At 45.8% G+C, this 23,308-nt stretch carries 28 protein-coding genes and 1 riboswitch; of the genes, 16 read left to right on the top strand and 12 right to left on the bottom strand.

From position 1 onward, the window contains the following. Positions 1-2 precede the first annotated feature (2 nt). From ACQXR1_RS17055 to ACQXR1_RS17075, 5 genes are all read right to left on the bottom strand, one after another. Positions 3-1,271, bottom strand: a complete 1,269-nt coding sequence (locus ACQXR1_RS17055) for an MFS transporter (protein ID WP_181216965.1) — start codon at positions 1,269-1,271, stop codon at positions 3-5. Between the two features lie 111 nt (positions 1,272-1,382). Continuing rightward, complete coding sequence (locus tag ACQXR1_RS17060) at positions 1,383-2,231, bottom strand: GNAT family N-acetyltransferase (protein ID WP_430772551.1); 849 nt, start codon at positions 2,229-2,231, stop codon at positions 1,383-1,385. A gap of 4 nt (positions 2,232-2,235) precedes the next feature. Then, a complete protein-coding gene (locus ACQXR1_RS17065; protein WP_430772552.1) occupies positions 2,236-2,685 on the bottom strand; it encodes a GNAT family N-acetyltransferase in 450 nt (149 codons plus the stop codon). An 89-nt stretch (positions 2,686-2,774) separates the two neighbouring features. After that, positions 2,775-4,613, bottom strand: a complete 1,839-nt coding sequence (locus tag ACQXR1_RS17070; protein ID WP_430772553.1) for a bifunctional homocysteine S-methyltransferase/methylenetetrahydrofolate reductase — start codon at positions 4,611-4,613, stop codon at positions 2,775-2,777. 89 nt (positions 4,614-4,702) lie between these two features. Beyond that, positions 4,703-4,820, bottom strand: a riboswitch (SAM riboswitch). Between the two features lie 106 nt (positions 4,821-4,926). Further along, positions 4,927-5,418 carry a YajQ family cyclic di-GMP-binding protein gene (locus ACQXR1_RS17075; protein ID WP_014663495.1) on the bottom strand — a complete coding sequence of 164 codons (492 nt, stop codon included), beginning with the start codon at positions 5,416-5,418 and terminating at the stop codon, positions 4,927-4,929. Between the two features lie 98 nt (positions 5,419-5,516). Between ACQXR1_RS17075 and ACQXR1_RS17080 the strand changes: the two genes are divergently transcribed. After that, a complete protein-coding gene (locus ACQXR1_RS17080) occupies positions 5,517-6,413 on the top strand; it encodes a CvfB family protein (RefSeq protein ID WP_430772554.1) in 897 nt (298 codons plus the stop codon). Positions 6,414-6,465: 52 nt separating this feature from the next. Here ACQXR1_RS17080 and ACQXR1_RS17085 read toward each other — a convergent pair whose 3' ends face one another. The 3 genes from ACQXR1_RS17085 to ACQXR1_RS17095 are packed head-to-tail and all read right to left on the bottom strand — an operon-like array spanning position 6,466 to position 8,497. Then, positions 6,466-7,050 carry a sporulation delaying protein family toxin gene (locus ACQXR1_RS17085; RefSeq protein WP_003244950.1) on the bottom strand — a complete coding sequence of 195 codons (585 nt, stop codon included), beginning with the start codon at positions 7,048-7,050 and terminating at the stop codon, positions 6,466-6,468. Further along, positions 7,047-7,976: a sporulation-delaying protein SdpB family protein gene (locus tag ACQXR1_RS17090; RefSeq protein WP_040083476.1), complete on the bottom strand. Its 930-nt coding sequence runs from the start codon at positions 7,974-7,976 to the stop codon at positions 7,047-7,049. Before ACQXR1_RS17090 ends, ACQXR1_RS17085 begins: the two co-directional genes overlap by 4 nt. Next, positions 7,961-8,497, bottom strand: coding sequence for an SdpA family antimicrobial peptide system protein (locus tag ACQXR1_RS17095; protein ID WP_040083475.1), 537 nt, complete (start codon positions 8,495-8,497; stop codon positions 7,961-7,963). Before ACQXR1_RS17095 ends, ACQXR1_RS17090 begins: the two co-directional genes overlap by 16 nt. Positions 8,498-8,674: 177 nt before the next feature. Here ACQXR1_RS17095 and ACQXR1_RS17100 point away from each other — a divergent pair, with 177 nt between their 5' ends. From ACQXR1_RS17100 to nprB, 4 genes are all read left to right on the top strand, one after another. Continuing rightward, positions 8,675-9,022, top strand: coding sequence for a PadR family transcriptional regulator (locus ACQXR1_RS17100; RefSeq protein ID WP_003245674.1), 348 nt, complete (start codon positions 8,675-8,677; stop codon positions 9,020-9,022). Next, the gene (locus ACQXR1_RS17105) at positions 9,019-9,606 is read left to right on the top strand and encodes an HAAS signaling domain-containing protein (RefSeq protein ID WP_430772555.1); all 588 of its coding nucleotides are present in this window, start codon (positions 9,019-9,021) and stop codon (positions 9,604-9,606) included. Before ACQXR1_RS17100 ends, ACQXR1_RS17105 begins: the two co-directional genes overlap by 4 nt. Positions 9,607-9,624: 18 nt before the next feature. Continuing rightward, on the top strand, positions 9,625-9,918 hold the full coding sequence (locus ACQXR1_RS17110) for a DUF3784 domain-containing protein (RefSeq protein ID WP_003233021.1): 294 nt from the start codon (positions 9,625-9,627) through the stop codon (positions 9,916-9,918). 136 nt (positions 9,919-10,054) lie between these two features. After that, positions 10,055-11,671, top strand: coding sequence for a neutral protease NprB (nprB, locus tag ACQXR1_RS17115; RefSeq protein WP_430772556.1), 1,617 nt, complete (start codon positions 10,055-10,057; stop codon positions 11,669-11,671). Positions 11,672-11,717: 46 nt separating this feature from the next. Here the strand turns inward: nprB and ACQXR1_RS17120 are convergent, their stop codons facing one another. After that, the gene (locus ACQXR1_RS17120) at positions 11,718-12,569 is read right to left on the bottom strand and encodes a DegV family protein (protein ID WP_069149351.1); all 852 of its coding nucleotides are present in this window, start codon (positions 12,567-12,569) and stop codon (positions 11,718-11,720) included. A gap of 138 nt (positions 12,570-12,707) precedes the next feature. Here ACQXR1_RS17120 and ACQXR1_RS17125 point away from each other — a divergent pair, with 138 nt between their 5' ends. Together ACQXR1_RS17125 and ACQXR1_RS17130 are read left to right on the top strand one after the other, a co-directional pair. After that, the gene (locus tag ACQXR1_RS17125) at positions 12,708-13,550 is read left to right on the top strand and encodes a YitT family protein (RefSeq protein WP_003245017.1); all 843 of its coding nucleotides are present in this window, start codon (positions 12,708-12,710) and stop codon (positions 13,548-13,550) included. Between the two features lie 18 nt (positions 13,551-13,568). After that, positions 13,569-14,024, top strand: coding sequence for a BsuPI-related putative proteinase inhibitor (locus ACQXR1_RS17130; RefSeq protein WP_014663502.1), 456 nt, complete (start codon positions 13,569-13,571; stop codon positions 14,022-14,024). A 30-nt stretch (positions 14,025-14,054) separates the two neighbouring features. Here ACQXR1_RS17130 and ACQXR1_RS17135 read toward each other — a convergent pair whose 3' ends face one another. The 3 genes from ACQXR1_RS17135 to yitU all read right to left on the bottom strand — a co-directional run bounded on the left by ACQXR1_RS17135 (position 14,055) and on the right by yitU (position 15,321). Then, on the bottom strand, positions 14,055-14,252 hold the full coding sequence (locus ACQXR1_RS17135) for a DUF3813 domain-containing protein (RefSeq protein WP_003233010.1): 198 nt from the start codon (positions 14,250-14,252) through the stop codon (positions 14,055-14,057). Beyond that, the gene (locus tag ACQXR1_RS17140; protein WP_003239346.1) at positions 14,253-14,405 is read right to left on the bottom strand and encodes a hypothetical protein; all 153 of its coding nucleotides are present in this window, start codon (positions 14,403-14,405) and stop codon (positions 14,253-14,255) included. 103 nt (positions 14,406-14,508) lie between these two features. Continuing rightward, positions 14,509-15,321 carry a 5-amino-6-(5-phospho-D-ribitylamino)uracil phosphatase YitU gene (gene yitU, locus ACQXR1_RS17145; RefSeq protein ID WP_069839028.1) on the bottom strand — a complete coding sequence of 271 codons (813 nt, stop codon included), beginning with the start codon at positions 15,319-15,321 and terminating at the stop codon, positions 14,509-14,511. Between the two features lie 119 nt (positions 15,322-15,440). On the opposite strand from yitU, the gene ACQXR1_RS17150 reads away from it, so the two are divergent. From ACQXR1_RS17150 to ACQXR1_RS17190, 9 genes are all read left to right on the top strand, one after another. Further along, on the top strand, positions 15,441-16,208 hold the full coding sequence (locus ACQXR1_RS17150) for a prolyl oligopeptidase family serine peptidase (RefSeq protein ID WP_151256836.1): 768 nt from the start codon (positions 15,441-15,443) through the stop codon (positions 16,206-16,208). 63 nt (positions 16,209-16,271) lie between these two features. Continuing rightward, positions 16,272-16,580 carry a metal-sulfur cluster assembly factor gene (locus ACQXR1_RS17155; protein WP_014663505.1) on the top strand — a complete coding sequence of 103 codons (309 nt, stop codon included), beginning with the start codon at positions 16,272-16,274 and terminating at the stop codon, positions 16,578-16,580. A gap of 64 nt (positions 16,581-16,644) precedes the next feature. Continuing rightward, positions 16,645-16,815 carry a YqaE/Pmp3 family membrane protein gene (locus ACQXR1_RS17160; RefSeq protein WP_003232996.1) on the top strand — a complete coding sequence of 57 codons (171 nt, stop codon included), beginning with the start codon at positions 16,645-16,647 and terminating at the stop codon, positions 16,813-16,815. Positions 16,816-16,877: 62 nt separating this feature from the next. Then, positions 16,878-18,308, top strand: coding sequence for an FAD-binding oxidoreductase (locus tag ACQXR1_RS17165; protein ID WP_306646091.1), 1,431 nt, complete (start codon positions 16,878-16,880; stop codon positions 18,306-18,308). Further along, a complete protein-coding gene (locus tag ACQXR1_RS17170) occupies positions 18,308-18,847 on the top strand; it encodes an MFS transporter (RefSeq protein WP_014663507.1) in 540 nt (179 codons plus the stop codon). Before ACQXR1_RS17165 ends, ACQXR1_RS17170 begins: the two co-directional genes overlap by 1 nt. 204 nt (positions 18,848-19,051) lie before the next feature. Then, positions 19,052-20,089, top strand: coding sequence for an N-acetyl-gamma-glutamyl-phosphate reductase (gene argC / locus ACQXR1_RS17175; protein WP_418657085.1), 1,038 nt, complete (start codon positions 19,052-19,054; stop codon positions 20,087-20,089). Between the two features lie 19 nt (positions 20,090-20,108). After that, entirely contained in the window at positions 20,109-21,329 is a 1,221-nt protein-coding gene (gene argJ / locus ACQXR1_RS17180) for a bifunctional ornithine acetyltransferase/N-acetylglutamate synthase (protein WP_168780808.1), read from the top strand. A 14-nt stretch (positions 21,330-21,343) separates the two neighbouring features. Then, positions 21,344-22,120 carry an acetylglutamate kinase gene (gene argB / locus ACQXR1_RS17185; protein ID WP_069149359.1) on the top strand — a complete coding sequence of 259 codons (777 nt, stop codon included), beginning with the start codon at positions 21,344-21,346 and terminating at the stop codon, positions 22,118-22,120. Continuing rightward, positions 22,117-23,274 carry an acetylornithine transaminase gene (locus tag ACQXR1_RS17190; protein WP_430772557.1) on the top strand — a complete coding sequence of 386 codons (1,158 nt, stop codon included), beginning with the start codon at positions 22,117-22,119 and terminating at the stop codon, positions 23,272-23,274. The genes argB and ACQXR1_RS17190 overlap by 4 nt, the downstream gene beginning before the upstream one ends. Positions 23,275-23,308: the final 34 nt, after the last annotated feature.

A 23,308-nucleotide genomic window follows, 5' to 3' on the forward strand; every position in this document is an offset into this window, starting at 1 on the left:
TGCTACCTTTCCTCAGCGGGCTGCAGCCGATTGCCAGCCATTTTAGGGTCTTCTTTCTCTTTTGCTTCTTCATTGTTTTGCTTCACATGGATTAACATCATCACAAGAATGCCGACAACGAGAGTCAATCCCGCAATGCTTAAAAACATGCCGGGTCTGGACCATTGCATCAGGCGGCCGAAAATCGGAGGGCCGATTGCTACCCCTAAGAAGCGTACAGATCCGTACAGCGAGGTGACAAATCCCCGTCTTTCCTTGCCGACAGCCCCGGTAATGAAACTGTTCACACAAGGAAGGACAAGACCTGAGCCGATACTGCTCAGCACGAGAACACTGATAAAGAGGACAAGATTCTCAATGAATGACAGTGCCGCGTAAGATACGGTCATGAACGCCAATCCGAGTACGATCAGTTTTTTCATTAACGATTGCTTTTGCCCGATTTTGCTTCCTGTTGTATAAGACGTCACACACATAACCAAAAGTGGAATCGCTAAAATCAAGCCTTTTTTCACGCCGTCGGTGTCGTATGTTTTTTCAAGAACATCTGAGAGGTAAAACAGGATGCCGAATAAAGTAAACAAACAGGTCGCACCGGCTAAATAAGCGGTAAACAGCCATCTGCCTTCATGTTTAAAAACACTTAACAGCCCTTTCGCATATTTTCCGATAGGTGGCGGTTCTTTTTCTTTTTTCTTCTCTTTAATAAAAATCCAAGTCAGCACGATTGAAATGATACAAAACACAGGGAAGGCAAAAAACGCGCCATACCAGACAAGCAGGGCGATAAGCGAGCCAATGATCGGTGAAAGCACTTTCCCCATGCCGTTTGAAGCTTCAACAAGGCCCAGCACCTTGCTCTCCTGGGCGCCTTTAAACAGATCTCCCGTCAGTGCCATGGCAATTGGGCCTGTTCCGGCTGCCCCGATTCCCTGAAGCGCTCGTCCTGCCATGACCCAAGGAAAGGCATTGTCAAAAAAACCTGCCGCAAACCCGGCTAACAAACCGCCGGCACCATACAAAATTAAGCAGGGAATAATGATGATTTTCCTTGAGAATCGGTCTGCGAGATAACCGACGATCGGAATCGCAAATGCTGCAATCAAGGAAAATACTGTGATCACCAGACTGACTTGAAATTGTGATAAATGAAGTTCAGATTTCATTTTTGGCAAAATCGGAATAAGCATCGAGTTTCCGAGGGTCAATATTAAAGGGATTGAACCGATTGCTACAATCGTCATTCCGTTATTTTGTTTTGATGATTCCATCTCAGAGCACACTCCTTTTCTTCTGCTTAGAATGTCCCTGATGGCTTCGTTTATTCAGTAATCAGACAGCAAAAAAACCGAACAGAAGATACCTGTTCGGGAAAAAGAGGACTAGCCGAGAGCCTGTGAAATCAAAGCATATAAGTGTCCATTTTGAATAGGCGCTTTTTTCTGATAGAACAAAAGCGGAGGTTCATCATCTTTATGAAATCCCATTTCTATCAGGCTGTCATGCAGAGACGTGTGTTCACCCGGTATATCGATTCGCATCGGGCCTTGTTTTCCGGCCGCCAGCCTGCTGATTATTTGTGCAGCAACGTCTGGTGATGGAGCGATAATGGGGCCGAATTTCAAATGGGCCGGTGTTTGTACAGATAGTCCGTACCCAATGAACTGTCCGTCAGGTTTTCTGGCGATGACACATTCGCATGAAGTGGAAATAAGCTGCTGCAAAAGGTTTGATCGATCTCCGCCAAAGGCGGCAAGATCCGCCGTCGCTAAGTCTTGAAAGTCTTGTTCTCTAAAGGATGACAGTTTAGTGTCAAGCTGTTTTGTATAAGGTTGAAAACTGTGACAGCTGTACTTTCGCACTGTTCCTGCCGTATGAAAGCCTGCTTTTTCATAAAGCGGCAAACCTTCTTTTGTGGCGCAAAGCCTGATGGAGGTGTTTTCATCCGTTTGGGCGATACAGGCGTTTACCATACGCCTGCCGAGACCAAGCCGTTTATATTCCTTGTCAACGATAACAAGGCCGATAGAAGCAAGACGGCCAAACAAAAACAAGCCGATGCAGGAAATCATCTCACCGCTGACATTTTGATAACCGAAAAAGCGTCCCTGCTGAACAAGCAGTTTCAGCTCTTGTTCGCCATAATCCGGCCACCCGGCTTGCCCGCAAAGCCGCAATAAGCCGGAAACGTGTTCTTCATGAAGCTCAATCAGTTCATCCACTACGTCCATAAGATCACCTGCTTGTTCTAAGTGTTTTGTACATGACAATATGATTGCCAATGCCGGGAATGTCAAATGGTTCGCCAAGTTCCTTCCAGCCAAGCTTGGCATAGTAGCCCTTGACATGGTGTCTTGCGTTGCACCATACCGCCTGAACGCCGCTCTCCGCTAGTTTGTGCTCCGCATGTTTGATCAGCGTGCTTCCAGCTTTCTTATCGCGATATCCTTCGAGCGTTGCCATGCCTCTCAGCCGATACGCAGGGGTTTCCGTTAATAAAGGCTGACTTTGCGGGGAAAAAGAAGCGATGCTGATCAGCGTTCCATCATAAAACGCGCCGAGATGAAAGGAGCCTTCTGCATGATCCTCTTCATATTTGCATTGTTCGATGGATTGATGGGGACGCAGAATTCGGTGCCGGATTTCATATGTATCTTCCGCGGAAATGGTTTTGACTTCGAGCATAATGTTCCTCCTCATGATTGTTTTTCTATATCGTAACACGAATCTCGTTGAAAAAGACTGCCCGATTCGATCAGGCAGTCTTTTAGGAATTAATGCAAAAAGATATTTTGGCGCTGCTCATCTTTTTGCTGAATATATGACGTCAGCTCGGCGGTTAAGTCAGATCTGAGGAAAGGTGTAATCAAGTAGATGCCGTTAAACAGCTCGCACGCCGTATCCAGAAGGGAGCGTGCAATCGCAAGGCCTTCCGCCTTTTGCTTTTCTTTATCTTCACCCGCACGGGCCATTTTTTCGCGAATCGTATCAGACAGCTTAATGCCGGGAATTTCATTGTGGATGAATTCGGCATTCCGGCTGCTTGTCAGCGGCATGATGCCGATATAGATCGGCGTCTTCAGATGTTTTGTTTCGTTATGGATATCGACAAGCTGCTGCTCGGAATAGACAGGCTGAGAAACAAAATAATCTGCGCCGCAATCTATTTTTTTCTCCAGCCGTTTTACCGCTTTATCCAGATGGCGGACGTTAGGGTTAAATGCGGCGGCGACTGAGAAATTTGTTTTCTTGCCGAGCGGTTTTCCAGACAGAGACAGACCTTCATTGAATTGTTTGATCAGCCTGATTAAATCAAAGGATGTTAAATCATACACAGACGTCGCACCAGGAAAATCCCCGATTTTAGAAGGGTCACCTGTAATAGCAAGCACGTCATTCAGCCCTAACGTATCAAGGCCCATTAAATGTGACTGCAAGCCGATAATGTTACGGTCGCGGCACGTAATATGGACGAGGGAACGCATATCGAGCTGCTGCTTGACAAGGGCGCCGCAGGCAACATTGCTGATCCGCGGGGTTGCCAGAGAATTATCGGCGAGTGTCAAGGCATCGATTCCGGCTTCTTTTAATTCAGCGGCCGCCGATAGAAATTTGTCAAAGCTCAGTTTTTTCGGCGGATCCAGTTCTACGATAATAGAGCGTTTTTTCGCCGCGATCTCATTCAGGCCGGGCTCGGTTCGCTCGTGCTGAACTGATATGAATTCTTTCGCCCGGGTTTTGACTTCTTTTTTCGTAATCGGAGCCAGCCCGCCAACCGCTTCTGCCATCGCCCGGATATGATTTGGCGTGGTGCCGCAGCAGCCGCCAATAATCCGCGCACCTTGCTTACGGAATTCTGACGCGCTGTTTTGAAAATACGTGTCATCTGTTTCATAGACGAGCCGTCCCTCTTCAAGCGAAGGAAGGCTGCTGTTTGGATAAACGGATAAGAACACGTCATCAAAAATCGGCACTTCGCTGAGCGCTTCAATCATATGATAAGGGCCGAGGCGGCAGTTAATGCCAACAATATCAGCTCCGAGATCCGCAATCGAGCGCAATGCGTCAGAAAGCGGCGTTCCGTCCTGCAATACGCCTTGCTCGTGCATGGATACATTGAGCATAATCGGAAGATCAGTCTCTTTCCGCGCGATTTTCAGCACTTCACGGGCTTCTTCCAAATCATAATACGTTTCTAGCAGCAAGCCATCCGGCTCTTCATGCAGCAGCAGGTACAGCTGCTCGCGGAAGCTGCGCTTAATGTCGTCAAGGCTGTACGCGTTTTTATTAAATGTGCGTATGCCGCCCATCGTTCCAAGCACGTATGCATCACCTGCTGAAGCCCGCGCGATCTTTACGGCCTCCTGATTCATTTTTTTGATGTCATCCTCAAGACCGTGTCTGGATAATTTAATATAGTTTGCCCCGTACGTATTCGTTTGAATAATGTTTGCTCCAGCTTCAACGTACGCTTTATGTATGCGCTGAATTTCCTCCGGCTTTGAAATGTTGAGCTCCTCAAAACACCTGTCAATGCCATAGGAGTAGAGGAGCGTCCCCATGGCGCCGTCACCGATTAACACCTGTCTTTGCAAATCTTCTAAAAGTCCCATTGTCTGCCTCCTTTATTCACATCAGCAAGGAAAAAAGAGAAATAAAAAAAGTCCTCTTAAGAAGAAGACTTTGTCAGTGATTTTGTCTCTTCTTATCTTCCAAGCTGTTCGAGCTTGCTGGATTTAGCACCTTGGTCATGGCTGATCGCCATTACACCGGTTGCTGAAGCTTCGTCGGGCCAGTCCCTCTGCTTCTCTTGATAAGAACGGATATGAAATTTTCGTGTCAGGAAGTGCCGTAAGATACTTGGCGTTTTTCCCTTTCTCCAAATTTACCGAAAATAAAGACAATAATCAATAGGAATCAGAAAATTTATCTGAAATTTATAAATTGAACGTCAATTGGCAGATCTGCTCCACTCACAGCTGAAATAATCTGCTGAAGGTCATCTTTGTTTTTTCCGGTGACGCGCACTTGATCATCCTGCACCTGAGATTTTACTTTCAGTCCGGAGTTTTTGATGATCGTATTGATTTTTTTTGCGTTGTCCTTATCAATGCCTTGAACAAGCTTTGCACGCTGGCGTACCGTTCCGCCTGATGCATTTTCCACCTTGCCGTAATCAATGTTTTTTGTCGGTACATTTCGTTTAATCAATTTGCTGACCAGCACATCTTTCAGCTGGCTTAATTTGAATTCGTCATCGGAAACGAGGACCAGCTCCTCTTTATCTAAGGAAATATCGCTTTTGCTTCCTTTAAAGTCATATCTTGTACTGATTTCCTTCAGTGCAATTTGGATTGCGTTTTGCACTTCAGGCAATTCCACCTTTGATACAATATCAAATGAACTTTCTTTTGCCATATGAAAACCTCCATAACATTTAACTTATGTGTTGATTATAGTAGAATAAAGAGAAACTTCCAACAGAACAAAGAATCAATTTGGGATGATTGGAAAAAATGTTAACAAAATCCGCAGAGAATAAGCGGAACAGGAAGGACGATAGCATGAGACCAGGGCAGCAATTAACCTTGAGTATAGATCACCAAACCGACTTCGGTTACTTTTTAACCGATGGGGAAGATACGATTCTCTTACATAACAGTGAAATGACTGAGGATATCGAGGACAGAGAGGAAGTAGAAGTCTTTATATACGTCGACCAGCAGGAAAGGCTTGCGGCCACGATGAAAATTCCGGTCATCAGCGCGGATGAATATGGCTGGGTTGAAGTGGTGGATAAAGTGGAAGATATGGGCGTTTTCGTTGATGTCGGTTTATCGAAGGACGCGCTAGTCGCAACTGAGCATTTGCCGCCGTACGAAGATGTCTGGCCGCAAAAAGGGGACAAGCTTTACTGTATGCTGAAGGTGACGAACCGGGGGCGCATGTTTGCGAAACCAGCGCCGGAAGATATCATCAGCGAATTGTTTACCGACGCTTCAGAAGATCTGATGAATAAAGAGCTGACAGGTACGGTGTACAGGCTGATCGCATCGGGTTCATTCGTGATTACGGATGACGGGATCCGCTGTTTTATTCACCCGTCAGAAAGAAAAGAGGAGCCAAGACTCGGTTCAAGAGTCACAGGGCGGGTGATTCAAGTGAAAGAAGACGGTTCGGTCAACTTGTCGCTGCTTCCAAGAAAACAGGATGCAATGTCTGTTGATGCCGAGTGCATTCTAACGTACATGAGAACGAGAAACGGCGCCATGCCGTACAGTGACAAAAGCGAGCCTGACGATATCAGAGAACGTTTTAACATGAGCAAAGCCGCCTTTAAACGCGCGCTTGGCCATTTAATGAAAAACGGAAAAGTGTATCAGGAAGATGGATGGACATACGAGAAAAAATAGCATGAAAACGGCTCGCCTGCAGCAGAACTGCGGAGCGAGCCGTTTTTTATGTCTAGTTTAATTCATCAACAAGCGTTCTGATTGCCATTTCGCGATCAACATTGTCTGAAATCGCAATCGGCGTAATATCGATGGCGAGAATGATCAGTATCAGGGCACCGGCTGCAGCAACATAAGAAACATAATAGAAATAGTTAGCGGTATCAACAGTGTTGACAAGCTCGGCCTGAACTCTGGATGTATCATCCTTGGAAGCGGCGATTTCCTTTGCGGCTTCTACTTTTTCTTCAACGATTTGACCTGCTTTTTTCAGCAGTTCATCCACTTTCAATGCATCTTTGCTGTAAACAGCTTTCTTCAGGTTGTCAAAAAAGTCAGCATCCTCTTTTTTAATATCAGCGACAACCTGATTGGCAAAAGCCTTTGCCTGTTTTGTGTTGAGTTTGTCTGTCATCGCTTTATTAAAGACCTCTGGCAGCTGTTTGCCAACTTCCCCTTGGGCAAACACAAACCCTTTAAAAATTTCCTCACCTGAATACTCAAGCTGCTTTGCCTGTGCCACACTTTCTTGCTGTTTCACCAAAAACACAGTCGTCACCAATACAACCGACAAAAATACGAGAAACGCCTTCTTCAAACTGAAACCTCTCCCTTCTTTTGTTTTTTATTCCACAACAGTCTGCGAATATATGTAAAGTGAATCGTGGAATCGATAGGTGTGAGATACAATATCAAAATGCCGGCCATGATAAGCGAGAAACTGATCAGACCCAGCATGACTGCAAAAATCTCATGCATAAAAACAGCGATGATCAAAATAAATCTCCAATGCTTCTTCGGCGCAAACAGCGCCGCAAAGATGACGATTTGAACCAGCAGCGTCCCCCATGTCGGAATCACCACGAACGGGCTTGTTACAATTGGCTTTGTTAACGCCTGAAAAAAGCCGTTGAAGCCGATGGTTTTTTCCTGGGCGAAATAATAGACGGCTGTTCCGTCCACCCATTCCTGCTGAGACAGCTTAGCAACGGTAGAGTGAAAATAAAGCACCGCCACTTGAATTCTGATCACAAAATACGAAATAAAAGCTGTTATTTTTCCAAGTGTTCTTTTGCCCTCTAGAGGTCTCGTGCTCCAATGCCATTTTCTCGGATCGGTCAGCGTGATGGGAAGCAATAAAAAGGTCATGACAGCTGCTGCCTGCTCGCCTCCGTCGATGACGATCAGCGATGACTGCAGGCTGTAACTGACATACCAATGCAGAACCCCGGTGATTCTGGGGCGCCAGCCAATGACAACAAGCACCAGAATGGCAATGCAGACCCATCTGAGAAGATTTAACATCATATAGTTATTTTCGCCGAGGCAAAAGAGACTGAGATTCATTTTACAAGCAGGATAACTGCTGATTCCGCTGGCTGGCTTCATGATGAGGCTCGGGTGATTGATGAGCAGCGTCAGCAGGCTGGATAGCGCAATGATGCTTCGCGCGAGGCCGTATACATTCGTCCACGGGTTTCTATCGTCCCAACTGGTGATGGTCTTTTTTATGTTTTCGAGCATGAGATCACAACCTTGACTATGCTTTTTACCTGATAAGACGAAGGGGTGTATTTAGAATAGCTCCAAGGTACAATATCCTCTTTCGTCAAATAGTAGCTGCCGCAAAGCAGCGGGCGGGGAGCGGGTGTTTTTAATTGCACGGTTTTTGCTTTGCTTTTGCATGCGCCGAGGTTCTTTTCTTTGCATGCGGTCCACTGTTCCTTGCCGACTTGGCTGTAGATCACGCCCATTTCAACGCCTTGTGACCGCCCATACCGATACAGGCCGAATAGGTTATCAGCCCTCATATTGGGCCATCTGACCTTGGCGCTGGCATCTTCAGCCTCATATAAGCCGATCGAAGTATCGCGCGGATTTTTGCTGAAAAAGCCCCAGCCCTGAGGAAGGATGCTGGACATGAGAAATTTGGAGTCCTTTGTCAGCGGGATCGGGGTTGTCCCTAAGCTGCCAATAATAGAAAACAGAAATATCGAACCCCAAAGGACTGAAAAAATGATAAAAAATGATATCGATTTCTGCATTCGACTGCTCCTTTTAACCTGAAGAATCGTTTTCACACTTTTCATAATATAAAAACATTTATGTAATAAAAAGGTTAAAAAGTATGAGAAATTCCATTTTTGTCAAAAGAAAAAACAGGACATTTTACACTGCTATATATGATTGATATATAGTGGTTTTTTCGATATATTGAAACCATGAAAACGAATCAAGTGAATGACCGCTGGATAGTTCAATTTCGAAAAGGGATTTTTGAGCTGGCCATCCTTTCCCTTCTGCGATCTAAACCGATGTACGGTTATGAGCTGACGTCATCCTTAAAAACCACCTCGGCGCTCGCTATTTCTGAGGGAGCGATATATCCGATTCTGAAACGAATGACCGAGAAGGGATGGATCGAATTTTTTTGGGAAGATTCACTGGACGGCCCGAAAAGAAAGTATTACAAAATGACGCAAAAAGGAGAAGAAATGTTAAAAGAACGGCTGGAAAAATACTTGGAAACCCATCAAGCCTTACTGTCTTTATCGGGGGATTTGCTATGAATGCCCAGCATATCATTGACCGGTACATGGAGGAACTAAATGCAGAGCTGGCGAATATGCCTGATGTAGAGAGAGAAAACGCTATCGACGAATTAAAGGGGCATATCACCGCTTTCGTTCAAGACAGAATCAAAGCCGGCCTTAGTGAAGAGGAACTGCAGGAAGCTATTGAATCTGAATTTTCTCATCCGAAGGAGCTTGCCGAAGTGATGATGGGTGATGGGAAAGAGATGAATAGGAGGAGGTCATTATTGGGCAAAAGCTGGCTTTCGGTTCTTCTCATTGTCGCGATTATCGCCCTGCCGCTGCTGCCGCCCGATTTCAGACATCTGCCGCTGGCTGTTTATTTAGCGGTGCTCGCCGGATATGTATGGAAGCGGAAAAAAATGATGATGTTTGCCGGCGTCAGAAAAAACAAAATGCGCTCTCAAAAGGAGATTGTCACGATTTCGCGAGTCGGTGCGGCTTATCTGCTGTTTTTAGCAGTGCTGCTTCTTTTGAGCCCGTTCCTCAAGGCGTTTGTCGTCCTGCTGCTGATTGCAGTAAGCTGCGCCGCTTTTTTTCTTTTTCTTAACATCAAGTAATGTGTAGGAGGCTGTAAGATGGAAATCAGCATCAATTATCTATTAATCGTCATCGCGCTCTTATTCTTTGTGGTTGCCTATTTTGTCGGGATCAAAAAACAAACCTGGATGCTGGCCGGATTTAACGAGGCGCGCATACGGGATAAAGATCGGCTGGCCAGAATAGCAGGCTACTTTTTCCTGAATTCCGGTTTGTTTATTTTGCTGAATAGTTTTATCTCATTTCAAGGCCAGGAGCAGCTCATACCACCGCTTATACTGGCATATGGCGCAGGGGTTATAATTTATGTCAATAAAAAATTAGTAGAGTAGAAAAAGAGGGGCAGAGCGAAATATCTCTGCCCTTCTTTTTTTGGGAAAATAAGAACGAAGCACCACATACAAGTTTTTGTATTTTTGATAGGATGAAGAAAAATGATAGATTCCAAAATAGGAAGGATGTGGTGTTTTGCGCAATCTGACTAAGACTTCTCTATTACTGGCCGGCTTATGCACGGCGGCCCAAATGGTTTTTGTAACACATGCCTCAGCTGATCAAAGCATCAAATACGACCATACGTATCAAACCCCTTCATACATCATCGAAAAGCCATCACAGAAGCCGGTACAAAACACAACTCAGAAAGAATCGTTATTTTCCTATCTTGATAAACATCAATCGCATTTTAAGCTCAAAGGGAATGCGAACAGCCATTTTCGTATTTCGAAAACCATAAAGGATCCAAAAACAAAACAAACGTTTTTTAAATTAACGGAGGTTTACAAAGGAATTCCGATTTACGGCTTTGAACAAGCGGTCGCGATGAAGGATAACAAACAAGTGAAAAGTTTCTTTGGAAAGGTGCACCCGCAAATCAAGGACGTCTCTGTCACACCGTCTATTTCTGAGAAAAAAGCAATACGTACAGCGCAGCGTGAGCTCGAGGCTGCCATTGGGAAAATCAAATATCTTGATGGGGAACCAAAGGGCGAATTATATATCTATCCACACGACGGGAAATTCGCTCTTGCCTACCTTGTGAGACTCTCGACATCTGAACCTGAGCCTGGCTATTGGCATTATGTCATCGATGCCAAAAACGGAAAGGTCATCAAGTCTTTTAATGCCATTCATGAAGCGGCAGGTACAGGAATCGGCGTGTCAGGCGATGAAAAAAGCTTTGACGTCACAGTACAGGATGGGCGCTTTTATTTGGCCGACGAAACAAGGGGAAAAGGGATCAATACGTTTGACGCGGAGAACCTGAACGAAACCTTGTTTACTCTTTTGTCTCAACTGATCGGATATACGGGCAAAGAAATAGTCAGTGGCACTTCCGTATTTAATGAACCTGCGGCTGTAGACGCGCATGCAAATGCGCAAGCCGTTTACGATTATTACAGCAAGACATTTGGCCGTGATTCTTTTGATCAAAACGGAGCAAGGATTACGTCTACCGTGCATGTCGGCAAACAATGGAACAATGCAGCGTGGAACGGCGTCCAGATGGTGTACGGTGATGGAGACGGTTCAAAATTTAAGCCGCTGTCCGGATCGCTCGACATTGTCGCGCATGAAATTACACACGCAGTCACACAGTATTCCGCCGGCCTATTATATCAAGGAGAACCCGGTGCATTAAATGAGTCCATTTCCGATATTATGGGCGCAATGGCTGACCGTGATGATTGGGAAATCGGCGAGGATGTCTATACTCCGGATATTGCAGGAGATTCATTGCGGTCGTTAGAGGACCCATCTAAGCAGGGAAATCCAGATCATTACTCGAACCGCTACACAGGAACAGAGGATTATGGCGGAGTCCATATCAATTCGTCCATCCACAATAAAGCAGCTTACCTTCTGGCAGAAGGAGGCGTGCACCACAATGTGCAGGTTGAAGGGATAGGGCGTGAAGCATGTGAACAAATTTACTATCGGGCTTTAACATATTATGTAACGGCATCTACAGATTTCAGCATGATGAAGCAAGCGGCGATTGAAGCCGCCAATGATTTATACGGTGAAGGATCGAAGCAATCAGCTTCAGTCGAAAAAGCGTATGAGGCTGTCGGCATTTTATAAGCAAACAAAAACAGTCAGGGCACAGAGTCTGACTGTTTTTGTTTGCTCATTTTCTTAAAAAGAATATCGCCAATGTACCTGGACCGGCGTGCGAGCCGATTGCAGAACCGATAGAATGCATAATGATTTCTTTCGGCTTGAAGGCTTCCTCAATCAAGTGTTTCATGTCCGTGGCTTTTTCTTTGTTCGCGGCGTAGCTGATCCCGATGGTTTGATTGCTCCAATCATCCCCGCGCTCTTTCATAAGCTCGATGATCCGTTTGAAAAGTTTCTTCTGTCCGCGGATTTTTTCCAGCGGCACAAGCTTGCCGTCCTCCATTTGAAGCAACGGTTTTATATTCAGCAGGCCGCCGACAAAAGCGGATGTTTTGGATATCCGGCCGCCCCTTGCGAGATATGTTAAATCATCAACGGTAAAAATATGTTCAAGCTGGTTGCAAAAGTTCTTTACAGACGTTTCAATTTCTTGTATTGTATTCCCGTTGATACAGAGATCGGCAGCATGCCGGACAGCCAGGCCGTATCCTAATGAAGCGCATTTGGAATCAATGACCCGCAAATCGAAATCAGGGAATTCCTCCTTCACTTCATTGGCGATCATTACAGCTGTCTGATACGTGCCGGAGAGACCTGAGGAAAAGGCAATGTAAAGAGCGGGATCACCTGTTTCGGCATATTGCAAAAATACATTTTTAATCGTTTGCGGTGAGGCTTGGGACGTCTTGGGCGTTTCTCCATTTTGCATCGCCTCAAATATTTGATCAGCATGAATTGTGACTGCATCTTCGAATTCTTTATCGCCGAGTGAAACCCTGAGCGGAATAAAGCCAATGCTTTTTTCTTCAAAATAAGAACGCGGCAAATCAGCTGCGCTGTCAGCGATGAGATGAACTGTCATATTGCTTCCCTTCTTTCCGTTATCGCTCGTTATCATGAGAGTTTAAGCCAACTATATCATATTAATTTGCCAAAATCGTGTTCAAATATTTGTTTTAAGGGAAAACATAATAAAGAAGAAAGAGCGGAGGAACATGCCATGGTACTAGATCAAACAAAAAAATTACTCATCGTCATCATTGGCGCTTTACTCAATGCAGCCGGGCTGAACTTATTTTTGATTCCGGCAGATGTATATGCCAGCGGATTTACAGGTGTCGCCCAGCTTTTATCAAGCGTCGTTGATCAATATGCCCCCTTTTACATATCGACGGGAACGCTCTTGTTCCTCTTAAACATTCCGGTCGGTATTTTAGGATGGCTGAAGGTCGGCAAATCGTTTACGGTGTACAGCATTTTAAGTGTCGCACTCACTACTCTGTTTATGGGGATCCTGCCGGAAACAAGCTTATCACATGATATTTTGCTGAACGCGGTGTTCGGCGGCGTCATTTCAGCGGTTGGTATCGGCTTAACATTAAAATACGGGGCTTCGACAGGCGGGCTTGATATCGTCGCCATGGTCCTTGCAAAGTGGAAGGATAAACCCGTCGGCACGTATTTCTTCATTCTAAACGGGATTATCATCTTGACGGCAGGATTATTGCAAGGTTGGGAGAAAGCATTATATACCCTGGTTACACTATATGTGACAACGAGGGTGATCGACGCCATTCACACCCGCCACATGAAACTCACGGCCATGATCGTGACGAAAAAAGCGGACGAAATTAAGGAAGCCATTTACGGAAAAATGGTGCGCGGCATCACAACTGTTCCGGCAAAAGGAGCATTTACGAACGAACAGAAGGAAATGATGATTATCGTCATTACGAGGTACGAACTGTACGATTTAGAGAAAATCGTCAAAGAAGTTGATCCGAAAGCATTTACAAACATTGTACAGACGACAGGGATTTTTGGCTTCTTTAGAAAAGACTGACGAAAGCAGGTGGAAGTCGTGAAACGGCTGCTTGTGATGCTCCTCCCCGTGCTGCTTTTGATAGGCTGCGGGAAAGATGAGCAGACAGAACCCGATAAGGAGGTATCAGGCGGAATGGAGAATCAAGAGGTTGTTTTATCTGTTGACGCAATTCAGGAGCCTGAACAAATCAAGTTTAACATGTCGCTGAAGAACCAAAGCGAACGTGCTGTCGAGTTTCAATTCAGCACAGGGCAAAAATTTGAACTTGTCGTGTATGATTCTGGGCACAAAGAAAGATACCGTTATTCGAAAGACAAAATGTTTACGCAGGCTTTTCAAAACCTGACACTTGAACCCGGAGAAACATATGATTTCTCTGATGTGTGGAAGGAAGTCCCTGAGCCCGGAACCTATGAGGTAAAGGTGACATTTAAGGGCAGAGCGGAAAATCTAAAGCAAGTTCAGGCTGTTCAGCAGTTTGAAGTCAAATAAGAGGCTATGGCGACTCGCCATAGCCTTTTTTTATTGCAGTTTGTCCAGCTGATTTTGAAATTGATGCAGCTGGCGACGTTCCGCATCTGTCGAATTGGCATACGCAGAAGATACAGCATTTTTGGCTCTCAGAATCGCTTGCTCCTGATCGCCCTCCTCAAAGCCGTTTGTCACCATGACCGCCTGTTGAACAAATGATTTTGCCTGCTGAAACAGTTCGTTTCTCATTTAATATTCAACCTGTCTTTCGGCCGAGTCTCGTGCCGCGGCATGCTGGTGAGCTTCTTCTAAAGTAGACCGATATGGAAATCTTGCGGCGTGTAGCCCGATGGAGTCTTTACCCTGCTGAATAAACCTTCTGGATTTGCTTCGTTTACCCATTTTGAGACTGCCCCCTTCCATACTTTGACGAGATGAGTCGTCTTCAATAGTATGGTGGGGTAAAGTAAGGTTTATGAGTGGGAAAAATTAATACGGACCGTCCTTAAAGTGAGAAATATTCTTTCAAAAATCTTGCCACGCCGTCCTCTTCATTTGCAGCCGTTGTTCGGTTGGCAATCTGCTTGACCGCGTCAATTCCATTTCCCATTGCGACGCCGCAGCCGGCAAATTCAAGCATTTCCAAATCGTTATCCTCATCTCCGAAAGCGATGATCCGCTCTCTCGGCACGCCGTAAAAATCGCTGATTTTCTGCAGGCCGACCGCTTTATTCATGCCGCTTTTGATAATTTCAATGACATGCCACGGAGCGGCCCATCTTCTATGGTCGATCACCTCGGCATGAACATCCGATAAATAAGAGCGTATTGCCGGCACATCTTCTTCTTTTGCATGGATGAGTACGGACGTCACATCTTCACCGAGATTTTCCCGCAAGTCTCCGACCGTTACATTTGTTGTGTTCATGTTAAAGACATCAATCAGGTGCTCATCATGGTAATGGAAGTATACGTCATCAATGACTTCAGCAAGCACATTATGTACGTTGTAGCTCTCGCTGATATCCACGAGCTGTTTGACAACATCAAGCGGGAGTGACGTATGATATCGTCCCCAGCTGTCGTCCAGCGGATGATGGACAAATGCTCCATTAAAATTGACAATCGGCGTTGTCAATTCCATCTGCTGGTAGTACATAGAACTTGAACGGTACGGACGCCCTGTTGAGATGCAGACATAATGCCCGCTATCTTTTAGGCGCTGTATCGTCCGAAGAGTGTTTTCTGATATGGTTTTATCATCCTTTAATAACGTTCCATCTAAATCTAATGCGATTAAATAGGGTTTTGTCTCCATGAAAAGCTCCTTTAACCTTAGATTTTGCTTGTTTTCCCTTAAGTACAGTGTAGCTTTTTACCATCTTTATTGTCTACATGTTACACTTATGATTATGGTTATCCTAAGGAGGGCACATTGTGATACAAATTGAGAATCAAACCGTTTCCGGTATTCCTTTTTTACATATTGTAAAGGAAGAGAACAGGCACCGCGCTGTTCCTCTCGTATTCTTTATCCATGGTTTTACAAGCGCGAAGGAACACAACCTTCATATTGCTTACCTGCTTGCGGAGAAGGGCTTCAGAGCCGTTCTGCCGGAGGCTCTGCACCATGGTGAACGGGGAGAAGAAATGGCTGTTGAAGAGCTGGCGGGCCATTTTTGGGACATCGTCCTCAACGAGATTGAAGAGATCGGCGTGCTTAAAAACCATTTTGAAAAAGAGGGCCTTGTAGACGGCGGCCGCATCGGTCTCGCAGGCACGTCAATGGGCGGCATCACAACGCTTGGCGCTTTGACTGCATATGATTGGATAAAAGCCGGCGTCAGCCTGATGGGAAGCCCGAATTACGTGGAGCTGTTTCAGCGGCAGATTGATCATATTCAATCTCAGGGAATTGATATCGACGTGCCGGAAGAGAAGGTACAGGAGCTGATGAAACGTCTCGAATTGCGGGATCTCAGCCTTCAGCCGGAGAAACTGCGCCAGCGGCCGCTTTTATTTTGGCACGGTGAAAAAGATAAAGTCGTGCCTTACGCGCCGACCCGGACATTTTATGAAACGATTAAATCCCATTACAGCGAGCAGCCGGAACGCCTGCAATTTATCGGAGATGAAAACGCCGACCATAAAGTCCCGCGGGCAGCAGTGTTAAAAACGATTGAATGGTTTGAAACGTATTTATAAAGCACTGCGTTATGAACAAGGGCTTAATTTACGTTATACTGTAGAAAAAAGGAGTGAGGGAACGTGGAAGAAGCATTAAAAGAAAACATCATGGGCGCCCTGGAACAGGTTGTCGATCCTGAGCTTGGCGTTGATATCGTGAATCTTGGCTTGGTATATGACGTTGATATGGATGAAGACGGCTTAACGCACGTGACGATGACACTGACATCGATGGGCTGCCCTTTAGCGCCGATTATCGTGGATGAAGTGAAAAAAGCATTAGCGGACCTTCCTGAAGTGAAAGAGACAGAGGTTCACATTGTATGGAATCCGCCTTGGACAAGAGATAAAATGTCCAGATACGCAAAAATTGCGCTTGGCATTCAATAAAACAAAAAAGGACAGCCTGACATGTGAGGCTGTCCTTTTTTACAGCTGAAAGGAGTGAAAGGAAATGATGTACCTGCTTGCTGTTTTGTGCCCGCCGCTTGCTGTTTTGTTTTCGGGAAAACCGTTTCAGGCCTTGCTGAATCTCATATTGACCTGTATCTTTTGGCTGCCGGGCGCGATTCACGCCTGCTTTATCGTCGCCGACCGCCGTGCCGAAAAACGGGCTAGAAGATAATATGGAAAAATGAGGGCGCAGACATGGTATAATGGTTGTAAAAAAACAGCAGGGAGAGCACTATGAAAAAGAAATTGCTTGCATTCGCGCTTTGTACTGGCGCGTATGCGGCCCTGTTTGCGTACTCTGTGCACTCAGAGCAAAAAACAGACACAAGCGAGATGACGGATGTCAGCCGCCTGATGCCTGTGAAAATAAAGCAGACAGTGAAAGGGCAGGAAGAGGAAACGCTCCTTGACACAGTCAAAGAGGCAAATCGAAAAAACATAAAAATTTCAATCGCCGGTGCTCAGCACTCCATGGGCGGCCATACATATTATGAGGACGGCATCGTTCTCGACATGACAGGCTACAACAAAATCCTGTCACTCGATAAAGAGAAGAAAACCATCAGAGTGCAAAGCGGTGCAACGTGGAATGACATCCAGAAATACGTGAATCCATACAGACTCGCGGTAAAAGTCATGCAGTCACAAAACATCTTTACAATTGGCGGCTCTCTCAGCGCTAATGCCCATGGACGTGATATCCGCTACGGCTCGCTGATTGATACAGTCAAATCATTTCGGCTTTTAAAAGCTGATGGGACAATTATCACCGTCACTCCAAAAGACGAGTTGTTCACGGCAGTCATCGGAGGGTACGGTCTTTTTGGTGTGATTCTTGATGTAACGCTTGAACTGACGGATGATGAGCTGTATGTCATGCAGACTGAAAAAATGAATTACAGCGCATACGCAGACTATTTTACAAAGCACGTAAAAGGAAATCCAAAAGTCCGAATGCATTTGGCGCGAATATCAACAGCGAAAAAAGGATTTCTGAAAGACATGTATGTCACGAATTACGTATTGGCTGATCAACAGGATCAGCTGACTTCATACAGCGATCTCAAAGAAGATGAATATACGGGAGCCACAAAGTTTGCACTCGGTTTGTCAAGGCGGTATGAATGGGGCAGGAATTGGCTGTGGGGCACGCAGCAATCCTATTTCCTAAGCCAAAACGGCACAGAGATCTCACGCAATAATGTCATGCGGTCCGAATCCAAATTTCTTGAGTATGAAAACAATGACAACACAGATGTTCTGCAAGAATACTTTGTGCCCGTGAAGGAGTATGCGGCTTATATTGACGACCTGAGACAAACGCTGTCGGGCGAAGATCTCAACCTGCTGAACATTACGATCCGCTACGTGCAGAAAAATGAAAAGGCCGACCTTTCCTATGCGAAGGATGATATGTTTTCGCTCGTGTTATTAATAAATGAGGGCTTTTCAAAAGAAGACCAGGCAGATACTGCCCGAATCATCAGGCGCATGACAGACGTTGCTATCAAGCATGGCGGCAGCTATTATCTGCCTTATATGACCTACCAGACAAAGGCGCAAATGAGACAGGCATATCCGAAAAGCGAAGCGTTTTTTCAGAAAAAACGAACCTATGACCCGGATGAACGCTTTATGAATTACTTTTATCAGAGGTATAAATAATGGGGAAAAACAAATTAAAATGGCTGACATTATCACAAAGCAGCGTGTTTTTCGCAAGCAGCTTAATCTTTCCGTTTTATATACTGTTTGTGAAAAATATCGGCTCAAGCTACACGCAGTTCGGTTTTTCCTACGGATTGTTCGGGCTGAGCGGCGCACTCATTTATCCGCTCCTCGGACGGCTGTCTGAAAGGTTTGACAGCCGTTATTTTCTGCTTGCGAACTCTTGGGGCATGGCTGTTCTGCTTTTATATGTCCCGCATATCGGAAGCGTCGTTCACGTGTATATCGTCCAAGTGCTGTTAGGGCTTTTTGGAGCGATGCAAAAGCATGGAGAAAAAGTGCTGATCGCTGATTTTACAGACAGTGGAGAGCGTGGAAAGAAGATTGGGAATTATCATTTTTGGACAGCTGTCTTTTCAGCAGCAGCCATTATGCTCGGGGGTTTTCTCGCTGACTTTTTCACAGTGCAAATGATTTTTTATGCAAGCTCTATTCTATATTTTTTGAGTGGATTGATGATGATGAAAACAGGCTGACCGCGTCAGCCTGTTTTTTTATGCGGCTGAAAAGGGGCGTCATATCAACATTTTTCGGTGAGGTTGTATTGATTTTTTTGAATGGAATTTCCATTGAACAGAAAATTTATAAATGAATAAAAATATTAAATATACGATTGAATTAATTTTTATTCATGTTATAATGTTAAATAATTTCACAAAGACCAAGAGGGTGAACTTGTTTTGAAAATAGGAATTGTAGGTGCTACAGGGTATGGAGGCACCGAACTTGTCAGGATTCTTTCGCATCATCCTCATGCAGAGGAATGCATACTTTATTCATCCAGCGGAGAAGGAAATGTCTATAGCGAGGTTTATCCTCATCTTATCGGCTTAGCGGATCAGAGGCTGAAGCCAATTGATATGAATACGATCAAACACGAAATAGATATCATGTTTCTTGCTGCGCCGCCCGGAGTATCAAGTGAATTGACTCCGAAGCTGGCAGATGCGGGAATTCCGGTTATTGACCTGTCAGGTGATCTGAGGATACAAGAGCCTGCTGAATATGAAAAATGGTATAAACGGACAGCGGCACCGAAGGCGGTGATTCAAGAGGCGGTATACGGTCTCGCAGAACTGAATAAAAAGCAAATTCAACAGGCGAAACTCATTGCCAATCCGGGCTGTTTTCCAACAGCTGTTTTGCTTGGCCTCGCGCCTTTGGCTCAAAAGAAACTGCTCGATGAATCTTTCGTTATCGTTGACGCGAAGACCGGGGTTTCCGGAGCGGGAAGAAAAGCATCCATGGGAACTCATTTTTCTGAGCTGAACGACAATTTTAAAATTTATAAAGTCAATGAACATCAGCACACGCCGGAAATTGAGCAGGCGCTGAATGAATGGCAGCCAGGTCTCGGGCCCATTACATTTTCGGCTCACTTGGTTCCGATGACAAGGGGCATCATGGCGACGATGTATACGCAGTTAACCTGTGATTTATTGGCAGATGACCTGCATAACCTATATTCGGAATTTTACCAAGATTCATATTTTGTGAGAGTAAGGCCAAAAGGCTATTATCCGCAAACGAAGGAAGTGTACGGCAGCAATTTCTGTGATATCGCCGTGACCCACGACGAGAGAACGAACAGAGTCACGATCGTCTCGGTCATCGATAATTTAATGAAGGGTGCCGCCGGTCAGGCAGTGCAGAACTTTAATGTAATGAATGGCTGGAATGAAGAGACCGGTCTCGCCATCACGCCAATTTATCCATAGAACGGGAGAGAATCGAACCATGATTCAGTTAAGTGAAGATCAAATTGTAAAAGTAACAGGTGATGTGTCCTCGCCAAAAGGATTTCAGGCAAAGGGTGTGCATTGCGGGCTGCGCTACTCGAAAAAAGACCTCGGCGTCATTATCAGCGAGACACCGGCCGTGAGTGCAGCGGTTTATACCCAAAGCCACTTTCAGGCCGCTCCGATCAAAGTGACACAAGACAGCTTAAAGCATGGGCCGGCCTTGAAAGCCGTCATCGTCAACAGCGCCATTGCCAACGCCTGCACGGGAGAACAGGGACTAAAGGACGCATACACAATGCGGGAGAGCTTTGCTTCACAGCTTGGCATTGAGCCGGAGCTTGTCGCTGTTTCTTCAACGGGCGTCATCGGCGAACATTTAGACATGAAAAAAATTCAGGCGGGGATCGGGCTGCTGAAAGAAACACCTGCGGGATCAGGAGATTTTGAAGAAGCGATTTTAACAACCGATACGGTGATTAAGCAGACGTGCTATGAGCTGGCAATCGGCGGCAAAACAGTCACGATCGGCGGAGCGGCTAAAGGCTCAGGGATGATACACCCGAACATGGCCACGATGCTGGGATTTGTGACAACTGACGCGGCAATCGAAGAAAAAGCGCTGCAAAAGGCGCTTCGGGAAATCACTGATGTTTCATTTAACCAAATCACAGTTGACGGAGAAACATCCACGAACGACATGGTATTGGTTATGGCGAATGGCTGCGCCGAAAACGAGTGCCTGTCAGAAGATCATCCAGACTGGCCGGTCTTTAAAAAAGCGCTCTTGCTCACTTGTGAGGATCTGGCTAAAGAGATTGCCAGAGACGGAGAAGGCGCGACAAAACTAATTGAAGCCCAAGTACAGGGAGCGAAAAACAATCTTGATGCAAACGTCATTGCCAAAAAGATTGTCGGCTCAAATCTCGTGAAAACGGCAGTATACGGAACAGATGCCAACTGGGGGCGGATCATCGGAGCCATCGGACACTCCGCAGCTCAAGTGACGGCAGAAGAAGTAGAGGTTTATCTTGGGGGCCAATGCCTGTTTAAGAATAACGAGCCTCAGCCATTCTCTGAATCTCTCGCCAAGGAATACCTTGAAGGAGATGAAATCACCATTGTCATCAAGATGGATGAAGGAGACGGGAACGGAAGAGCGTGGGGCTGTGACCTGACCTATGACTATATCAAAATTAACGCGAGCTATCGCACGTAATAAAGGGGAGCATTATGAAGAAAACAATTGTCTTTAAATGCGGGGGAAGTGTCATCCGCGAGCTGTCGGAGGGATTTTTTCAAAATCTGAAAGAGCTGACGGCGTCAGGCTGGAAACTGGCGATCGTACATGGCGGCGGCCCGGAAATTACAAATATGCTGAAGCGGTTAAATATCAAAACAGAGTTTTCGGGCGGACAGCGGAAAACAACGAAGCCGGTGCTGGAAGTGGCGGAAATGGTTTTATCCGGTTCTGTCAATAAATTTTTCGTTGCAGAGCTTGCCAAACACGGACTGCGAGCCGCAGGGATTTCTGGTAAGGACGGCGGTCTTTTGGAGGCTGATTATCTCGATTCGGAAGCATACGGAGAAGTCGGAGAAATCAAAAAAGTCGATGCATCCATGGTGAACGCGCTGATGGAAAAGGACATCATCCCCGTTATTGCGCCGCTGTCTATGACAAGCGACTGCAAAACGTTGAATGTAAATGCCGATCTGGCTGCCTCAGCAGTTGCCGGAGCACTTGAAGCCGATAAGCTGATGTTCGTCACAGATGTTGATGGAATCATGAAGGAAAAGCAGCGTCTGGACGTCCTGACCCCTGAAGAGATTCAGACGCTAATCGAGCAGGAAGTGATCACAGGAGGGATGATCCCGAAGGTCAATTCAGCCTTGTCAGCTTTATCAGATCAGGTGTCTGAAGTCATGATCGTAAACGGAAAAGGATCATTCTTCGCAGAACAAACCTTTCAAGGGACAAAAATCGTCAAAGCAAAGGAGGCTGTTTCATGAGCAGCTTGTTTCAAACCTACGGCCGCTGGGATATTGACATTAAAAAAGCAAAGGGAACGCATGTTGAGGATCAGAACGGCAAAACGTACCTCGATTTCATTCAAGGGATTGCGGTATCAAATCTAGGCCACTGCCATGAAGCGGTGACAGAGGCAGTCAAAAAACAGCTCGACAGCGTATGGCACGTATCCAACCTATTTCAGAACAGTCTCCAAGAGCAAGCGGCACAGAAGCTGGCGGAACACAGTGCGGGTGATCTCGTCTTTTTCTGCAACAGCGGTGCGGAGGCGAATGAAGGTGCGATAAAGCTCGCCCGAAAAGCCACTGGAAAAACAAAAATCATCACTTTTCTTCAGTCTTTTCATGGCCGCACGTATGCAGGGATGGCGGCGACCGGACAGGATAAAATCAAAACAGGCTTCGGCCCGATGCTTGAAGGCTTTCACTACCTTCCATACAACGATCCTTCTCTTTTTGAAGCTCTTGGGGCGGAAGACGATATTGCCGCGGTGATGCTTGAAACAGTGCAGGGAGAAGGCGGAGTCAATCCGGCGAGCGCTGAATTTTTAACAGCCGTTCAGTCATTTTGCAAGGAAAAAGAGGCTCTTCTGATTGTTGATGAGATTCAAACCGGCATCGGACGGACGGGAAAAGGCTTCGCATATGAGCACTTTGGACTCTCACCGGATATCATCACAGCCGCCAAAGGATTGGGAAATGGCTTTCCAGTCGGCGCTGTCATCGGAAAGAAACAGCTTGGAGAAGCGTTTACCCCTGGTTCTCACGGAACGACTTTCGGAGGAAATATGCTGGCGATGGCTGCTGTGAATGCCACATTGCAAATTGTATTCGAGCCTGACTTTTTGCAAGAGGCTGCTGACAAAGGAGCGTTTTTAAAAGAACAGCTTGAGGCGGAGCTAAAAAGCCCTTTTGTTAAACAAATCCGCGGTAAAGGATTAATGCTTGGAATTGAGTGTGATGGCCCGGTTGCTGGCATTATTGCAGAATTGCAAACATTAGGCTTGCTTGTATTGCCGGCCGGCCCGAAAGTGATTCGTCTGCTGCCGCCGCTCACCGTGACTAAGGATGAAATGGCAGAAGCTGTAAGAAGGCTGAAACAGGCAATTGCTCAGCATACCGCTGTAAACCAGTGATTTTTTTTTCGATATAAAGGTATAAAAATTCATT

This window comes from Bacillus sp. ATD, assembly GCF_050585765.1.
Classification (GTDB): domain Bacteria; phylum Bacillota; class Bacilli; order Bacillales; family Bacillaceae; genus Bacillus; species Bacillus stercoris.

Excerpts from the sequence above, each read along its gene's own strand:
- ACQXR1_RS17055 (WP_181216965.1), bottom strand. The coding sequence starts at position 1,271 with ATGGAATCATCAAAACAAAATAACGGAATGACGATTGTAGCAATCGGT.
- ACQXR1_RS17060 (WP_430772551.1), bottom strand. The coding sequence starts at position 2,231 with ATGGACGTAGTGGATGAACTGATTGAGCTTCATGAAGAACACGTTTCC.
- ACQXR1_RS17065 (WP_430772552.1), bottom strand. The coding sequence starts at position 2,685 with ATGCTCGAAGTCAAAACCATTTCCGCGGAAGATACATATGAAATCCGG.
- ACQXR1_RS17070 (WP_430772553.1), bottom strand. The coding sequence starts at position 4,613 with ATGGGACTTTTAGAAGATTTGCAAAGACAGGTGTTAATCGGTGACGGC.
- ACQXR1_RS17075 (WP_014663495.1), bottom strand. The coding sequence starts at position 5,418 with ATGGCAAAAGAAAGTTCATTTGATATTGTATCAAAGGTGGAATTGCCT.
- ACQXR1_RS17080 (WP_430772554.1), top strand. The coding sequence starts at position 5,517 with ATGTTAACAAAATCCGCAGAGAATAAGCGGAACAGGAAGGACGATAGC.
- ACQXR1_RS17090 (WP_040083476.1), bottom strand. The coding sequence starts at position 7,976 with ATGCTCGAAAACATAAAAAAGACCATCACCAGTTGGGACGATAGAAAC.
- ACQXR1_RS17095 (WP_040083475.1), bottom strand. The coding sequence starts at position 8,497 with ATGCAGAAATCGATATCATTTTTTATCATTTTTTCAGTCCTTTGGGGT.
- ACQXR1_RS17100 (WP_003245674.1), top strand. The coding sequence starts at position 8,675 with ATGAAAACGAATCAAGTGAATGACCGCTGGATAGTTCAATTTCGAAAA.
- ACQXR1_RS17105 (WP_430772555.1), top strand. The coding sequence starts at position 9,019 with ATGAATGCCCAGCATATCATTGACCGGTACATGGAGGAACTAAATGCA.
- ACQXR1_RS17110 (WP_003233021.1), top strand. The coding sequence starts at position 9,625 with ATGGAAATCAGCATCAATTATCTATTAATCGTCATCGCGCTCTTATTC.
- ACQXR1_RS17120 (WP_069149351.1), bottom strand. The coding sequence starts at position 12,569 with ATGACAGTTCATCTCATCGCTGACAGCGCAGCTGATTTGCCGCGTTCT.
- ACQXR1_RS17125 (WP_003245017.1), top strand. The coding sequence starts at position 12,708 with ATGGTACTAGATCAAACAAAAAAATTACTCATCGTCATCATTGGCGCT.
- ACQXR1_RS17135 (WP_003233010.1), bottom strand. The coding sequence starts at position 14,252 with ATGAGAAACGAACTGTTTCAGCAGGCAAAATCATTTGTTCAACAGGCG.
- ACQXR1_RS17140 (WP_003239346.1), bottom strand. The coding sequence starts at position 14,405 with ATGGGTAAACGAAGCAAATCCAGAAGGTTTATTCAGCAGGGTAAAGAC.
- yitU (WP_069839028.1), bottom strand. The coding sequence starts at position 15,321 with ATGGAGACAAAACCCTATTTAATCGCATTAGATTTAGATGGAACGTTA.
- ACQXR1_RS17160 (WP_003232996.1), top strand. The coding sequence starts at position 16,645 with ATGATGTACCTGCTTGCTGTTTTGTGCCCGCCGCTTGCTGTTTTGTTT.
- ACQXR1_RS17165 (WP_306646091.1), top strand. The coding sequence starts at position 16,878 with ATGAAAAAGAAATTGCTTGCATTCGCGCTTTGTACTGGCGCGTATGCG.
- ACQXR1_RS17170 (WP_014663507.1), top strand. The coding sequence starts at position 18,308 with ATGGGGAAAAACAAATTAAAATGGCTGACATTATCACAAAGCAGCGTG.
- argJ (WP_168780808.1), top strand. The coding sequence starts at position 20,109 with ATGATTCAGTTAAGTGAAGATCAAATTGTAAAAGTAACAGGTGATGTG.
- argB (WP_069149359.1), top strand. The coding sequence starts at position 21,344 with ATGAAGAAAACAATTGTCTTTAAATGCGGGGGAAGTGTCATCCGCGAG.
- ACQXR1_RS17190 (WP_430772557.1), top strand. The coding sequence starts at position 22,117 with ATGAGCAGCTTGTTTCAAACCTACGGCCGCTGGGATATTGACATTAAA.